Source organism: Meiothermus hypogaeus (assembly GCF_003574035.1).
Lineage (GTDB): Bacteria > Deinococcota > Deinococci > Deinococcales > Thermaceae > Meiothermus > Meiothermus hypogaeus.
This window is the reverse complement of the sequence record NZ_QWKY01000090.1, coordinates 1-11,447: the sequence shown is the minus strand read 5'-3', so window position 1 is coordinate 11,447 and position 11,447 is coordinate 1. Positions and strand designations below refer to the sequence as shown.

The 11,447-nt window shown below is 59.3% G+C and carries 11 protein-coding genes and 1 tRNA gene; 2 read left to right on the top strand and 10 right to left on the bottom strand.

Annotation, left to right across the window (positions count from 1 at the left end; all coding sequences use genetic code 11):
- Positions 1-198 precede the first annotated feature (198 nt).
- Positions 199-801 carry a hypothetical protein gene (locus Mhypo_RS15475; RefSeq protein ID WP_119342172.1) on the bottom strand — a complete coding sequence of 201 codons (603 nt, stop codon included), beginning with the start codon at positions 799-801 and terminating at the stop codon, positions 199-201.
- Positions 802-838: 37 nt separating this feature from the next.
- Positions 839-2,179 (bottom strand): replicative DNA helicase, encoded by a 1,341-nt coding sequence (gene dnaB / locus Mhypo_RS15470; RefSeq protein WP_119342171.1) that lies wholly within the window; start codon positions 2,177-2,179, stop codon positions 839-841.
- A 150-nt stretch (positions 2,180-2,329) separates the two neighbouring features.
- Here dnaB and Mhypo_RS15465 point away from each other — a divergent pair.
- Positions 2,330-2,405 (top strand) — tRNA-Asn (locus Mhypo_RS15465).
- 30 nt (positions 2,406-2,435) lie between these two features.
- Here Mhypo_RS15465 and Mhypo_RS15460 read toward each other — a convergent pair.
- From Mhypo_RS15460 to Mhypo_RS15450, 3 genes are all read right to left on the bottom strand, one after another.
- A complete protein-coding gene (locus tag Mhypo_RS15460) occupies positions 2,436-3,179 on the bottom strand; it encodes an amino acid ABC transporter ATP-binding protein (RefSeq protein ID WP_119342170.1) in 744 nt (247 codons plus the stop codon).
- Between the two features lie 98 nt (positions 3,180-3,277).
- Positions 3,278-4,384, bottom strand: coding sequence for an amino acid ABC transporter permease (locus Mhypo_RS15455; protein WP_119342169.1), 1,107 nt, complete (start codon positions 4,382-4,384; stop codon positions 3,278-3,280).
- A gap of 136 nt (positions 4,385-4,520) precedes the next feature.
- The gene (locus tag Mhypo_RS15450) at positions 4,521-5,360 is read right to left on the bottom strand and encodes an ABC transporter substrate-binding protein (RefSeq protein ID WP_119342168.1); all 840 of its coding nucleotides are present in this window, start codon (positions 5,358-5,360) and stop codon (positions 4,521-4,523) included.
- Between the two features lie 215 nt (positions 5,361-5,575).
- Between Mhypo_RS15450 and lepA the strand changes: the two genes are divergently transcribed.
- A complete protein-coding gene (gene lepA / locus Mhypo_RS15445) occupies positions 5,576-7,375 on the top strand; it encodes a translation elongation factor 4 (RefSeq protein WP_119342167.1) in 1,800 nt (599 codons plus the stop codon).
- Here lepA and Mhypo_RS15440 read toward each other — a convergent pair.
- The 5 genes from Mhypo_RS15440 to Mhypo_RS15420 form a co-directional block, all read right to left on the bottom strand.
- Positions 7,372-8,208, bottom strand: coding sequence for a PilW family protein (locus Mhypo_RS15440; RefSeq protein ID WP_119342166.1), 837 nt, complete (start codon positions 8,206-8,208; stop codon positions 7,372-7,374). The genes lepA and Mhypo_RS15440 overlap by 4 nt on opposite strands.
- A gap of 7 nt (positions 8,209-8,215) precedes the next feature.
- Positions 8,216-8,590 carry a type IV pilus modification PilV family protein gene (locus tag Mhypo_RS15435; protein ID WP_119342165.1) on the bottom strand — a complete coding sequence of 125 codons (375 nt, stop codon included), beginning with the start codon at positions 8,588-8,590 and terminating at the stop codon, positions 8,216-8,218.
- A complete protein-coding gene (locus Mhypo_RS15430; protein ID WP_119342164.1) occupies positions 8,580-9,038 on the bottom strand; it encodes a pilus assembly FimT family protein in 459 nt (152 codons plus the stop codon). Before Mhypo_RS15430 ends, Mhypo_RS15435 begins: the two co-directional genes overlap by 11 nt.
- A complete protein-coding gene (locus Mhypo_RS15425; RefSeq protein ID WP_240637286.1) occupies positions 9,035-11,134 on the bottom strand; it encodes a hypothetical protein in 2,100 nt (699 codons plus the stop codon). The genes Mhypo_RS15430 and Mhypo_RS15425 overlap by 4 nt, the downstream gene beginning before the upstream one ends.
- 122 nt (positions 11,135-11,256) lie before the next feature.
- A partial coding sequence (locus tag Mhypo_RS15420) for a transposase (protein WP_206074937.1) occupies positions 11,257-11,447 on the bottom strand: 191 nt, incomplete at its 5' end.

Genomic DNA, 11,447 nt, shown 5'->3' with positions numbered 1-11,447 from the left:
TCGTCACCGTCCAATACAACATTCCCTCTCTGCTTGGCAACGGCTTTCAAACCAATCCTCTCCAAAATGTTGGTTTTTACCCATCATCACACCACTTCGTTACTCAACCGAATTCTTTAGATGAGTCCACCACATGGCAGATAGGGTGTATGATAGTACATTTGTAGCAAAAAGGCGGGGCTATGAAAGGCTGGCAAACTACTTCACGATAAGGTCGGCCACCCAGACAATCTCGCAGGCCCCGTTGCCGGTGTCGTGGCGAATGGTGGAGGTTTTCCAGAAAAAACCATCGGGGCCGCTCACATTGACCAGATAGCCTTTGATTTTCACCAGATTGCCAGGTTTGACCCGCTCCAGACGCTCGCGAATGTTGTCGTTGGCCGGAATCAAGTGCATGTTTGCGCTGCTGACCACAATCTCCGCTGGCGGGATGGGCGGCTCCTGGCTCCAGGAATAAAAGTAGAAGCGATCCGACTGGCGGATATTCAGCTTGCTGATCACCGCGGTATCGGACATGCGCCCCCAGCCCAAAGCCAGGTCAACCGGGGAAATGGCGGCAGCCGCATCGTAGCGATAAAGGCGCTTCGAGAGCACGCGGGCCTCGAGCTCGAAATAGGCCACCGGCCTGAACTGGTAACCTGGTTTCTCCAGCCGTACCTCGCTCCAGGAGTTTAGCGGGGCCTGGTAGGGCGCCTGAGGAGCCAGCACCCCAGGCGGGTGGGCTATGGGCCTGGCTCGAACGTCCCGAATAAACCAGAAGGTACTCAGAGCTAAAATAAGCAGGAGCCAGAACAGCCTCATGCTTTCAATCGTAGCTGCCGATGCCCCCCGGGCCCGGTCATATTTCGTCTTTGGCCAAGTCGTTGAAGCGCACGTGCTGAGCGTGGAATTGTAACTCAACGGTTCCGGTAGGGCCGTTGCGCTGCTTGCCCACGATAATCTCGGCAATCCCGGCTTTTTCGGAGTGGGGGTTGTAGTATTCATCGCGGTAGATGAACATGACCAAATCTGCGTCCTGTTCGATGGATCCGCTTTCCCTCAGGTCGGAGAGCATGGGGCGTTTGTTGGGGCGCGACTCCACCGCCCGGGATAGCTGCGAGAGGGCAATTACCGGCACGTTGAGCTCGCGGGCCAGTCCTTTGAGCCCCCGGGAAATTTGGGCAATTTCCTGCTGGCGGTTCTCGCCGCCATTCTTGCTGCCGCCGGGGCCGGACATCAGTTGCAGGTAGTCAATCACAATCAGACCCAGCTTGTGCTGGGCGTGCAGGCGGCGGGCGCGGGCGCGTAGCTCCATCAGGGTCATGTCGGAGGTGTCGTCAATCAGGATGGCCGCCTCGGAGATGCGGCCCGCTACGTCTACCAGGCGGGAAAAATCGCGGTCGGTGAGCTGCCCCTGGCGCAGGCGGTTCATGTCGATACGGGCCTCGGAGCAAAGCATCCGGGTCACCAGTTGTACGGCGGGCATCTCTAGCGAGAAGATGGCCACCCCGGCCCCTTCACCCCGCAGGGCCACGTTTTGCGCGATGGTTAGCGCAAAGCTGGTTTTACCCATGCTGGGCCGCGCCGCGATGATGTTGAGCGAGCCGCTTGTAAGTCCACCAATCAGGCTATCTAGCTCGCGGAAGCCGCTCTTGATGCCGTCGACCTGGCCCTTGTTCTCGTAGAGCAGTTGAATATGCTCGAAGGTCTCGTGCACCAGTTCCTTCATGCTCTGAAACTCGGAGCGGGCCCCCTGGGTAGAGACCTCGAGCACCTTGCGGCCCGCGGTGTCGAGGATGTCCTCCAGGCTCCCCTCCTCGTCGTAGGCCATCTTCATGGCCTCACCTGCCGCCATGATCAGCTTGCGCAACGTCCACTTCTCGGCCACAATGCGCCCGTAGTAGTCGGCATAGGCCGCCGTGGGCGTGTGCTCAGAAAGCCCGACCAGGTACGAGAGACCGCCGACATTCTCGAGTTCTCCGCTCTGGCGAAGCTGCTCTGAGAGCGTCACCAGGTCTACCGGGTCGCGCCGGGCCCGCAGCGCTACCATGGCCTCCCAGATTTTGCGGTGCGCTTCCTTGTAAAAAGCATCGGCAGCCAGCAGACCCTCGAGGCGATCCAGCACCTCACTATCCAGCAACACCGAGCCCAGCACACTGGCCTCGGCATCCAAATTATGGGGTGGTACACGCCCTTCCATAGCTCAGCACACTGAATATTGAACCGTTACCAACAATGCTCTTTGAAGCAAGCACCAGCCTGAACAGTTTACTGACTCCGGGGAGGTGTGAGAACTGGGTTGCCAAGACTGGCAAGCTCTGCTATATTATCTCTCGCTCTATAGGGCTATTCCGCGATAGCTCAGCTGGTAGAGCGTTCGACTGTTAATCGAATGGTCGCAGGTTCGAGCCCTGCTCGCGGAGCCAGCAAACCCAGGGAAACCTGGGTTTTTTTTGTTATAAACGCCCGGCTTCGATAATGCTGGCCAAAAACTGCTGGGTGCGCTCGTGCTGGGGGTTGGTAAAAATCTGCTCGGGGGGGCCTTCCTCGTGCACCACCCCCTCGTACATAAAACAGACCTTGCTGGCGACCTCCCTGGCAAAGCCCATCTCGTGGGTGGCCAAAACCATGGTCATGCCCTCCCGGGCCAGTTCGCGCAACAGGTTCAGCACCTCCGAGACCAGCTCAGGGTCGAGGGCCGAGGTAATCTCGTCCAGCAAGAGCAACATGGGCTCCATAGCCAGCGCCCGCACAATGGCCACGCGCTGCTGCTGCCCACCCGACAGCTGGTCGGGGTAGGCCTGGGCTTTGTGCGCCAGACCAATTCGTTTGAGCAAGGCCATGGCTTTGGCCTGGGCTTCGGCCTGGGGCATCCGCAGTACCTGGGTGGGGGCCAGGGTGATGTTTTGCAAAACACTCATGTGGGGAAACAGGTTAAAGCTCTGGAACACAATGCCCACATCGCGCCTGAGCGCGTTCAGGTCAACGCCTGGGCCGGTGATGCGGTCGCCGTGAAGCCGAATCTCACCTCCCTGGATTTCCTCGAGGCCATTAATGCAGCGCAGCAAGGTGGACTTGCCGCAGCCCGAGGGCCCAATCAAACAGACCACCTGGTGCTCTTCAACACTTAGATTAATGCCCCGCAGCACTTCGTTGGCACCAAATCGTTTGTACACGTTTCGGACTTGCAAAAAACTCATGCGGGGCCTCCTGGGCCGAAAGCCGGGTCGGTGTCTATAGTCAATGGTCTATAGTCCATGGCCAGCAGCGCAATTTTATCGTTAGCATCCATGGGTTCTTACCCCTGCCGAAAGCGGGCCCGGTCGCGCTCCACCAGCCGATCTACCAGGCGGGTCTGGGGGATGGTGATCAGGATAAAAAGAATAGCCACGGTGGTCACGGCCGACAGGTTGAAGTCGTTGGAGGCGATGATGCGGGCCTGGTTGAAAGCATCGATCACCCCCACCACATTCACCAGTGCGGTGTCTTTTTGCATCCCGATGAAGTTGTTGAGCAAGGGCGGGATGATGCGCCGCACCGCCTGGGGCACCACCACAAAGCGCAGGGTCTGACCGTAGGAGAGGCCCAGGCTGCGGGCGGCGGCCCACTGGCTGGGGTGGATGCTTTCCAAACCAGCCCGGTAGACCTCGGCCATGTAGGCCCCGTAGGTCAGGGTCAGGGCCAGCACCGCCAGGGCCTCCAGGGGCAGGTTGCGGAAAAAGCCAATGCCGGTGAGGGGCAGGCCAAAGCCAATCAGGTAAATCACGATGATGGAGGGCAGGCTCAGGAAAGCATCGGTATAGAAGGTAGCAATAAAGCGAATGGGCTGGGCGGGTTTGCCGGGCAGCAGCTTGGCAATGGCCACCACCAGGCCCCAGATGAGGGAAAATACCCCTGCGAACAAGAAAATAACCACGTTGACCCAGAAAGCCCGCAAGATAAGGCCAAAAGAATTGGCGATGAGCTCGAGCTGAAAAAAAGTGCGCCCAACCGCCACATTATTGGCGATAAAAAACAGCACAAACAGTAAAAACAGCACCAGCGCCCCGGCATAGCCCAGGGTAAACCAGGCCCAGGTGTGGGCTTCTGCGCTGTGAACCCTGGCTGCAATCAGGTTTTGGCTCTGCAAGGCCCGCCGGGCTGCTTGCGACTGACCCAGGCTGCGGCTGGCTGGGAGCAAAAGACCCAGAGGAACCAGTGCCACCAATACCAGCAAGGCATCAGCCCATAGCGCCCGAAACTGGTTGGCGGTCATGGTCTGTTTGACCCCCCACATGACCATCCCCGTAGCCAGCATCAGCAAAATAGCCAGCCCCAGCGCCACCAGCGCAAAACCGAAGCCATCCCTGGGCAGGGTGGGATTACGCCGCCGCGCTTCCTTGCTGTTTGAATTCGGCTCCATCATGGATAAGCGATTTTACCGAAAAAAGCTGGAGGTGCATCCCTGCACCCCCAGCGTGAACCATTGGTTCAGCATCCAGTCGCCGCAAGTCTCAAGTTGTAGCCTCAAGGCTATAGACCATACAGCTATTGACTCCTGGCTAAGGCCGCCAGACCGGCACGGTGGTGGGGTCAATTCCCCATTCCTTGGCGAGATACGTCTGGGAAAGCTTTTTGAGGGTACCGTCTTTTTCCAGCGCTTCCAAGATCTTGTCAATCTGAGCCCGGTTGGCGTTGCCCTTGGCAAAAAGGGCTCCATAGTTCTCGCCGGTCTGGAACTGGCCTACCACCGCCAGCGCCCCACCCGACTTGCCTGCCTCGGACAGCACAATCGAGGTGTCAATGATGAAGGCGTCTATCTGCCCCGCCCGCAGCGCCGTGAAACCCGCCGCCACATCGGGGAAGACCCGGGTCAGGTTCTGGGGGTGCTTGAGGGTATCGCTCAGGAACTTGGCCGCCGTCGTAGCCTGCTGCACCCCTAAGCGGGCCGTTTTGAGGCTGGCCGGGCCGCTAAACCTGGCCTTGTCGGCAGCCCGCACCAGGACCCCAATATCTGAGGAAAAGTAGGGCCGGGAGAAGTCCACCACCTTTTTACGCGCTTCGGTGATGGTGATTTGCGAGAGGGCAAAGTCGAAGTTGCGGGTCTGACCGGCAATCAGGGCATCCCAGGCCACATTCTGTACCACCACTTTATCCAGCCCGGCGCGGTGGGCAATATTGGCAGCCAGGCAGTACTCGAAGCCGTCCTTGATGGTAGCGGGGCTGTCGCCATTCCAGAAACCGGGCCCAGGCAGGTTGGTCTGTACGGTGAGCTGACCCGCAACGACCGGACGGATGGGAAACTGCCCTTTCTGGCCGGTAACTTCGCAGTTACCAATTTTGGTCTGGGCCAGGCCCAGCGAAGCGAGGGTTACTAGACCTGCTATCCATAGTCGTTTCACTTCAAACCTCCCCGGTGCAATGGAGCTATTTACTGCTAAAGAACTTCGTGCTCAACATTACAAAACCCAGATGAGTGTGTCAATGACCTGATGAAAGCTGGGCTTGATAATGGGCAGTGAATGCCCATGCCTGGCGACGATAGGCGGCGAATTCTGGGCTTTGTGCAGCCTTTGCTTACAGAGTTTCCCGCGGTATCGGCTACAATGTATAAGCTGTGCAGGAGCGGATTAGAAATTTCTCCATCATTGCGCACGTAGACCACGGCAAGTCTACGCTGGCGGATCGGATTCTCCAGATGACCAAAGCGGTCTCGGACCGGGAGATGCGCGAGCAGTTTTTGGACTCGCTCGAGCTCGAGCGCGAACGCGGCATCACCATCAAGGCCAGTGCAGTGCGGCTGTTCTACGAGAGCAAGTCGGGCCAGACCTACACCTTCAACCTGATCGACACCCCCGGCCACGTGGACTTTGGCTACGAGGTAAGCCGGGCGCTGGCCGCCGTGGAAGGGGTGCTGCTGGTAGTGGACGCCTCCCAGGGCGTGGAGGCCCAGACCATCGCCAACTTCTACCTGGCCATGGAGCACGAGCACACCATCATCCCGGTGATCAACAAGATTGACCTGCCGGGGGCGCAGCCGCTGGAGGTGGCCCTCGAGGTAGAAGAAGTGCTGGGCATCCCCGCCGACGACTGTGTATTTGCCTCCGGCAAAACCGGCCAGGGGGTAGACGAGATTCTCGAGGCCATCGTGGCCCGCATCCCGGCCCCTGCAGGAACGCCCCAGAACCCCACCCAGGCCCTCATCTTCGACTCCATTTACGATGCCTACCAGGGGGTCATCCCCTATGTGCGGGTGATGGACGGCCGCATCAAGCCAGGCGACACCATCCGCATCTGGTCTACCGGCAAGGAATTCGAGGTGGACAAGGTGGGGGTCTTCCGCCCAGGGGCCCTGGAACCCGTGGCGCAGCTGGGCCCCGGCGAGGTGGGCTGGATTACCGCCTCCATCCGCGAGATTGGCGACGCCCAGGTTGGCGATACCATCACCTCGGCCTATAACCCCTGCCAGGCTCCCTACCCGGGCTTCCAGCCAGCCAAGCCGGTGGTCTTTGCCGGCCTCTACCCCACCGATACCCAGGAGTACAACCGGCTGCGCGAGGCCCTGGAAAAGCTCAAACTCAACGACGCGGCGCTCTCCTTTGAGCCGGAGACCTCCGAGGCCTTAGGCTTTGGCTTCCGCTGTGGCTTTTTGGGGCTGTTGCACGCCGAGATTGTGCAAGAAAGGCTCGAGCGCGAGTTCAACCTCGACCTCATCTCCACTGCCCCCAGCGTGATTTACCGGGTCAAGCTCTCGGACGGCTCCGAGATCGAGATTCACAACCCCTCCGAGCTGCCCAGCCCGGACAAAGTCGACGCCATCTACGAGCCTTACGTCAAACTTACGGTCTATACCCCCGAAGAATATGTGGGCTCCATCATGCAGCTTTTGCAAGAAAAGCGCGGCAAAATGGGCAACATGCACTACATCGGCAAGCGGGTCGAGCTGGTTTACCAGGTGCCCTTTGGCGAAATCCTCTACGACTTCCACGACCGACTGAAGTCCATCAGCCGGGGCTACGCCTCCATGGATTATGAGCAGATCGGCTACCAGGAAGGCGAGCTGGTCAAGGTGAGCATCCTGGTCAACGAAGAACCCGTAGATGCGCTGGCCTTCATCGCCCACAAGGACAAAGCCTATGGCATTGGGCGCGAGATTGTGGACAAGCTGGGGGAGGTGATTCCCCGCCAGCAGTTTGCGGTGCCCATCCAGGCGGCTATCGGGGGCAAGATTATCGCCCGGGCCACCGTCAAGGCCCTGCGCAAAGACGTACTGGCCAAGTGCTACGGCGGCGACATCACCCGCAAGAAAAAGCTATTGGAAAAGCAAAAAGAGGGTAAGAAGCGCATGAAGGCCATCGGCAAGGTAGACGTACCGCAGGAGGCCTTCCTGGCGGTGCTGTCGGCTGGGCGCGACTAGTTGAGGGTGATGTCGGTCAGCCGCTTGGGCAGGTTGCGGGGGGCCGCCTCGAAGCGCAGCGGATTGGCCGGTACACGGGAGTCTCGCCCGCCCTGGCGGATTTCACCTTGTAGAGAAAAAACAACTCGTGCAGCGCTATGAGCTGCCAGGAGGGGTGTGGGTGGCGTAGCAGGGCAGGAAACCAGGGTGGCTATGCCTGCTTCGTCAAATCCCAGACAATCCGGGTAGCTAAGGGTAAACCGGTTCGATCCTACATAGTCAGCTAACAATTTCCCACTATTACTTCCTGAAGTAGAGACAAGTGGAAAGCGAGTAGGAATCGTTAGGGGTAGACCATTGGGCAAGCGATTGGTTACATCTACATTGACTTCATATTCATAGATGTAAAGTACCCACTTGTCGTCATTGGGCACGCTACGCTCAGGGATTTCAGAGGTAGGGGTGCGATTAGTAACCCAGCCGCGATTCATAGCGTAAATCATTACGAACAGAAACTCGCCATTGCTGGGATTTTTGGGTCGCAGCATGGCCACCGCTGGATGTGTACCAATCGTCCAGACATTGGTGTTGGTGACAGGATTGCGTACTGTATAGCTACTAAGGGTATTTAGGGTAATTACTGTACCAGGCGGATAGACAAAGCTGGCTGTGGACAGATAATCGCTCACCAGGTTGCCCGCGTTGCGCAGGTCTTCGGTGAGGAGCTGGGAGTTTTGCACAAAACGCAGGCTATCGCTGCTGCTGCGCAGCCCGGCGGCAATCAAGCCCAAGATGGCCGCGCCAATGACAGCAGCGATCAGCATTTCAATGAGGGTAATGCCTGTTCTACGCATAGAACCTTTACAAGGGAGGCAGGGCTACCTCGGTGGAGAAACGATAGGGGCGGTTTTGCGGGCCGGTGAACTGAAGGGTGATCCGACGCAGCACCACCTGGGTTCCAATGGTCTGGATATTTTCAACGTTTACGGTGGGGTTGCTAAAGCCACCGGGGGGCGTTACCGAAGGAGGCACGGCCGCATTGAAGGTGGTACGAGTTGACCAACTGGCCCGCAGGTTATCAAAGTAGCTCCGGGCAAAGGCCTGGGCCTGGGTATCGATCTGGGCGTTGCGGGTAAGGGTGAAACTCGAGCCAAAGTAGGTCAGGATTAGAATGGTCAGGGAGAGGATGGCCAGCGCCACCATCACCTCCACAAAGGAGAATCCACTACGGCGCACGAACCACCACCTTTCCAGTTCGACCAACGATGTTGACATTGAGCACCCGGTTACCAGGCCCTCGCAGGACATAGCTACCATTGGCCCCACTGTTCACAATGCCGTAAGGGGCATCAAACCTGACCGTACCTCCACCCGAGGGTACGCTCTGAAAAATCACCCCTCGGGGCAGCGATTTACTCGGGAGCGAAGCCAGATCAGTGGTACGGCCCACCCTGTAGGTATTGGTGTTAGCGCTGGCCTGAAAGGAAAAGTTGACCGACTGCCGCCGAGCTTGCTGGCGAATGTTGAGGAGCTCGGTCGCTACCTGGGTAGCTGCTTCGCGGATGGCCAGGCTCTCTTGGTAAGAGCGCAGCGAAACAAAGCCCACCCCCAGCAGGATGCCGAGCACCGCCAGCACGATCAGAAACTCCACCAGGCTGACGCCCTTTGGGGAAGGCCTTTTCATTGCCCCACCACTTCCCAGATACCCCGATTAAGCTGCGCCTGCTGCCCTGTCGCGATACGTGGACGCAAACGATTGTCGTGGTAGATGGTCAGGCCCGAGATGCCACCTCCAGGGCCCGGTACAAAGATGCCGGTGTCGGCTGCGACCAGCCCGCCCCGTAGATCCCAGCGCCCATTCAGCTTGGAGTATTTGCGCTGCGAAAGACCAAAAATGGCGTTGGCCGAGTAGAGCAGCCCGTCGGTGCGCAAAGGGCCGGTACCTCGAGCGTTCATGGAGTCGGCCCAAAGGTTCTTGAGGATGGCGTTGTTGAAGGTAGCCGAGGTTACCTCGTAGCGGGCCGCCCTCGAGAGGATGCTGCTGGCCTGGGCATCGGTTAAGGTGACAGTGCTCAGTGGATTGTCGCCCCGGCAGAAGTAAACACTGGCCCCCCCACGGATGGCGCTGTAGTTGGCGTAGTTCTGGGGGTCGTGGCTGCAACCGGTAGAGAAGTAAATCCGGTTTTCGCCAAAGGTGTAGAGGCGGGGGCGGTAGTTGCTGTCGCGCAGGTAGCGCTGGAGCTCGCGGCGGTTGAAGTTGGCGATCTCGGTCAGGGCCAGGTTGGGCCGCTGACTGGGGCCTACTGGATTCTGTGTATCCCATGGCTGGGAACGGATCTGGGAGCAGGCCTGGTTGGTGGGGTTGGCCCGGCAAAAGGTCATGGTTTGCTGGTTGCGGCTGGGGCTGAGCATATCCACGTTGTCGCGGGTGGGGTCGTTGCGCCAGGTATCAATGGTCATGTAATCGCCCACCACAGCATTCCCACCCGCAATCAGGTTGAGTTGGGGCAGGCGGCCGGGGGTGCTGTAATCGCAGGCCGCCAGGGTGCTTTCGGTGCCGCAGTCGTAGGTCAGGTCGCCCATCACATAGACGTTGCCACGGGCCAGGATGGTGCCGTTGCCGCGCACACGCCCCCGAATCACCACATCCCCATTGATAAAAACCGTACCGCTCAGGGTAATGGGTGTCACGGAACCATCCAGAATCACGTTGTTGGGGCTCTGGCCCAGGTTAGCCGAGGTCTGGGTCTGCACCGAACCGCCGCCGGGCCAGGTGAGGCTGCCGCTGGGGTTAATGGTCATGGCCGCCGTGATAGAGCCCGCGCTGTAGCTCTCGCTGGTTCCGGCCAGGCTCGAGCTCACCTCGGCATCCCACTCAGCATCGTCAATCAGGCGGTTGTTGTTGGTGTCGGCAATGGGCAGCGGAAAACTATCCGGCAGCTCGCCATCCGGGGCCCGGTTGCCAAAAGCCGCCAGGTTGTTGCTGTCTGGATAGTTGTAGTAGAGGTTTTGCGGGGTGGTGCAGTTGCTGGGGGTTGAGCAGTCGGCAGGGGTGACACTGACCAGGGCCGTCGAGCGAATGCGTGCATCGCCGGGGTTCATGGTGGTGCGGTAGAGGTTGGAAGGCCCGATGTTGCCGCTGTACTGCTGGCTGACCGTACCCCGGGCTACCAGCGAGCCATGCACCACCCCAGCTTCTTCGTTGTCGCGCATGATCAGGCTTTCCAGCACGCCCACCTTGGCCCGCCGCCACCAAGTGCTGGGGTCGGCGGTGGGGTTGCCCCGCAATGCGTCCATGCTTTTTACATCCAGGTGGCAGAAAATGCACTCGGCGTTGTTGGTCAGAAGGGCGTAGTCGAAGGGGAAAAAGGCCCGATTTATCCGGAAGACTTGCCTTAGGCGCCGGGTGGTGCCATCGGCCAGGGTGCCGGTGGAGATGAGGGTGAGCACGATGGCATCGGGGTCGGTGCTGGTATCATCCTGGCGCGAGACCCGTACCACAAAGCTCGAGCCATCCCCCAGGCTTTGCGGGTCGCCAAACAGGCTGGCAATGGTGGTGCCGTTGGTCAGACCTATGCGGTTGAGCTCGGCTGCGTAGGCGCTTACGCTGGGAGAGGCGGCGCTGGCCAGCACCTCGTGCCACAACCGGGCCACGGCCCGCTCGAGGCCTGCCTCGGCGGCGAACTGGGCCTGCGAGGTGCGCAGGGCGTCCTGGGCGTTGCGGCGGTTGTTGAGCGAGGTGAGCGAAGCCACGCTTACCAGAATGATAACGATGAACATAAATACCAGCGTTGAAACCAGCGTAATTCCCTTGGTATTTGGCATGAAACGCCTCCAGACCTCCCAAACTTACTTGAATGTTTTACAATCGCCTTGAATTGTAACACCCCCAAATGGGGGTACTAAGTGCCCACGCATAGACTTTGCAACACCTCTTGCCCCATCCGCTCCTGCAGCCTTTCAAAGGCCTCGGTCACCGCCCCCCTCAGCTCTCCCACGCTCGCGTAGTGCCGCCGGGGCATCAGAAACCCCTTCGCTCGCCGCCACACCCCCTCCACCGGGTTCAGATGGGGACTGTACCGGGGCAGGTAAG

Coding starts and splice junctions, on each gene's coding strand:
- Mhypo_RS15425 (WP_240637286.1), bottom strand. CDS start 11,134: ATGTTCATCGTTATCATTCTGGTAAGCGTGGCTTCGCTCACCTCGCTC.
- Mhypo_RS15475 (WP_119342172.1), bottom strand. CDS start 801: ATGAGGCTGTTCTGGCTCCTGCTTATTTTAGCTCTGAGTACCTTCTGG.
- dnaB (WP_119342171.1), bottom strand. CDS start 2,179: ATGGAAGGGCGTGTACCACCCCATAATTTGGATGCCGAGGCCAGTGTG.
- Mhypo_RS15430 (WP_119342164.1), bottom strand. CDS start 9,038: ATGAAAAGGCCTTCCCCAAAGGGCGTCAGCCTGGTGGAGTTTCTGATC.
- Mhypo_RS15440 (WP_119342166.1), bottom strand. CDS start 8,208: ATGCGTAGAACAGGCATTACCCTCATTGAAATGCTGATCGCTGCTGTC.
- Mhypo_RS15455 (WP_119342169.1), bottom strand. CDS start 4,384: ATGATGGAGCCGAATTCAAACAGCAAGGAAGCGCGGCGGCGTAATCCC.
- Mhypo_RS15460 (WP_119342170.1), bottom strand. CDS start 3,179: ATGAGTTTTTTGCAAGTCCGAAACGTGTACAAACGATTTGGTGCCAAC.